This window comes from Sulfolobales archaeon (assembly GCA_038897115.1).
In the GTDB taxonomy this organism is placed as follows: domain Archaea; phylum Thermoproteota; class Thermoprotei_A; order Sulfolobales; family AG1; genus AG1.
Genome location: JAWAXC010000171.1, coordinates 1 through 3,073, shown reverse-complemented (window position 1 = coordinate 3,073; position 3,073 = coordinate 1). Strand labels below are relative to the sequence as shown.

General features: G+C 30.9%; 3 protein-coding genes. 2 read left to right on the top strand and 1 reads right to left on the bottom strand.

Features of this window, described 5'->3' with window-relative positions; translation table 11 throughout:
- Positions 1–184 precede the first annotated feature (184 nt).
- Both rfbD and rfbC read left to right on the top strand, forming a co-directional pair.
- Positions 185–1,081 carry a dTDP-4-dehydrorhamnose reductase gene (rfbD, locus tag QXE01_12360; GenBank protein MEM4972030.1) on the top strand — a complete coding sequence of 299 codons (897 nt, stop codon included), beginning with the start codon at positions 185–187 and terminating at the stop codon, positions 1,079–1,081.
- A 64-nt stretch (positions 1,082–1,145) separates the two neighbouring features.
- A complete protein-coding gene (gene rfbC, locus QXE01_12355; protein MEM4972029.1) occupies positions 1,146–1,703 on the top strand; it encodes a dTDP-4-dehydrorhamnose 3,5-epimerase in 558 nt (185 codons plus the stop codon).
- Between the two features lie 103 nt (positions 1,704–1,806).
- Here the strand turns inward: rfbC and QXE01_12350 are convergent, their stop codons facing one another.
- Positions 1,807–2,781: a glycosyltransferase gene (locus tag QXE01_12350; GenBank protein MEM4972028.1), complete on the bottom strand. Its 975-nt coding sequence runs from the start codon at positions 2,779–2,781 to the stop codon at positions 1,807–1,809.
- Positions 2,782–3,073 lie beyond the last annotated feature (292 nt).

Below are 3,073 nucleotides of genomic sequence, written 5' to 3'. Positions count from 1 at the left end.
GCGTATTAGCTAATGTGGATATAGAAAATTCTATAGTAATGAGAAATACTACTATAGAAAATATAAGCCAGAGAATAAGTGACAGTATTATAGGTAATTACTGTACAATAAGTAACTCCTCAGGTAAGCCGAGCTCAATAAGAATAATAGTAGGGGATAGATCGCAAATAAAATTGTGATTTGAATGAGAATTCTTCTAACCGGTGCTGGAGGTCTTTTGGGAAAGAAAATTTTACAAATATTCTCTACTTCTCATGAGGTAATAGGAGTTTATAATACGAGTAAGCCTGAAGGAAATTACGTAATAGCTGACCTATCTAAACTTGATAATGTAAGGAAAATTATAAGTGAGATTAAACCAGATGTAGTAATTCATACTGCCGCATTAACAAATGTTGATAAGTGCGAAGAAGATAAAGAACTTGCTAAATTATTAAATGTAGATGTTACAAGGGAAATTGCTAAATCATCTAATCAATACGGTTCTCTACTAGTTTATGTTTCAACGGATTACGTATTCGATGGGGTTAAGGGGAATTATAGGGAAGAAGATGAACCAAATCCAATCAATTTTTATGGTTTAACTAAACTTCAAGGTGAAAGAGAGGTGATGAAAAATTCAAGCTCTTTTATTATTGCTAGAACTAGTACTCCTTATGGTAGTAATCCAGCTAGTGGGAAAGATAATTTCGCCCTATGGCTTATTAAGAAGTTAAAAAATAACGAGAAGGTTAGCGTATTAATTGATCAGATAACTTCACCTACTCTAAATACTAGTTTCGCTTTAATGTTAAAAGAGTTAATAGAAAGTAATACGCATTATAATTTTATCATTCATTTAACTGACGATTCTCAAATAAGTAGGTATGAATTTTCAGTTAAATTAGCTGAGGTTTTTGGATTGAATAAAGGACTCATAATTCCAACAACTACGAGTGAGATTAAGTGGAAGGCTAAAAGACCTAAAAATTCTTCGTTAAATGTGGAGAAGGCTAAAAACATGTTAAAGATAAATAGGCCATTGAATTTAATTGAAGCATTAAAGATCCTAAAGAGTGAAATAATAAGTCTTAACGTTTAAAAGCCAAAGATTAGATAAACTGCTTACCTAAATGATTTTTAATTTGTCTTAAAGTGATTTAGATATGCCATTTGAATTCAAAAGGTTGGAAATACCTGAAGTTGTTTTAATAATTTCTAAGCAATTTCCAGACAATAGAGGGTATTTTGAGGAATTATACAAGGAAAGCGATTTTAAAAATTACGTTCCTTGCAATTTCCCACAGATTAATCATTCTTTTTCTAAAAAGGGAGTTTTGAGGGGTTTACATTTTCAATTAAATCCCTACGCTCAAGGTAAATTAGTTACTGTAATATCTGGTAAGATATTTGATGTTGCAGTTGATTTAAGGGTGGGCTCTCCTACTTATAAAAAGTGGGTTGGTGTTGAATTAACGCCAGGTAAATTATTATGGATTCCAGCTGGTTTTGCTCATGGTTTCTATGCATTAGAAGATTCTCATGTAGTTTACATGGTTACTAAGGAGTTTTCTAAGGATCATGATTCTGGGATAGTATGGAATGATGATGAAATAAATGTCAAATGGCCAACTAATTATCCTATACTCTCTGATAAGGATAGTAATTTGCCTAGACTAAGGGAATCTAAGGCCAATTTTAAGTATAATGATAGTTTATGTTGATGCGAGAAGTTGATAATGAATATCTACTAGGAGAGAATTATTAGAGTATGGAATGATAGTATGTTATAACTAAATAAATTAGGATATAAGCAATATTTTTACATTATTTTATGTTAAAAATCTTTTTTGTCCTATACGCAATAATCCTATCTCGTATTGGCTTAGGTAAAAACAATACAAGTCCAGTAAGTGCTATAGCTAATTTAAACTTAAATGGTAATCTGGTAGGTATAGTTAATAATTGAAGTTTTTCGCCTAATGTGAAATCCATATCTGGTGGACTCTTCCCATTTAAAAGTAAATATAATCTATAATAGTTTAGCTTGTCATTAATCCTATAAAATTCAAGGCTTTTTTTCACTTCTTTACTACATTCCTTAAACTTATTAAAAATTAATTCAGACTCGTGCATGTGCCTACTGTTAAATGATACTCGTTGTGATAAGGTTGATGGATTACTTACATTATGAGGATGAATTCTATAAAACGTTAGCTTATCCTTCACGTTATAGAGGCCTTCATAAAGTTTATTACAAATTGAGATGAAGGCGAAGTAAACGTCGATCATCAGCTCTATAGATTTTAGGTCAGGATCTATTAAGTCCCTCCTCAAGGCTATAGAAGAATTATTAACGAATGGCATGAAATGTTTACGATGATTGTATGTTTTAGGGTTGAGTATTTCATCCTCCTTTATTTCTTCCTCTTTAATTTTATTACCTAATTTATCTATTAGAATAACCGCATTTCTAAATCCTCCTATTTTCCTATCTTTAAAAGCATTATAAACTATCTTTAACCTATTCTCATTATACATATCATCATCTTCTAGGAAGGTTATAATATCACCCTTAGACTCTTGCATAGCGCTATAAATTCTTTCACCTAAGCGCGAAGTTTCATCATAAATTATCTTAGCACCGTTTTTTCTAGCATAATCATCAATCTCTTTATCCTCTTCCTTCTTAGTCAAAATTACCTCATATAAACTCTTATCTAGACTTTGATTAAAAACACTACTCAAAGCGTATTTTAAATAATCCCTCTTATTATACTCAGTAACAATAACACTAATCATGATTAATAAATCAACACCAGAACAATATTAAAAAACTAATTGCGATAGGTGAATTTCTCTGATAAGTATAATTGAGATTACTAATTCAACTGTTTTTCTTATTATTCTCGTATCTCTCTAGAATTTCATAGGGATTGTTTGAAGTCGTTTTTTAGAGAAGTTTTGATAGTAATTCGCTGGTGTGATTTTCCCAGCTTAAACTTTTCGCAATCTTCCAAGAGTTTAAACTCGTTTTGGATACTTTAGCCTTCGACACTTCTGCTGTTGCCTATGATATTTTTGCTATTGTGAT

Bases quoted from the DNA above. Each gene is read 5' to 3' on its own strand.
- rfbD (MEM4972030.1), top strand. From the start codon at position 185: ATGAGAATTCTTCTAACCGGTGCTGGAGGTCTTTTGGGAAAGAAAATT.
- rfbC (MEM4972029.1), top strand. From the start codon at position 1,146: ATGCCATTTGAATTCAAAAGGTTGGAAATACCTGAAGTTGTTTTAATA.
- QXE01_12350 (MEM4972028.1), bottom strand. From the start codon at position 2,781: ATGATTAGTGTTATTGTTACTGAGTATAATAAGAGGGATTATTTAAAA.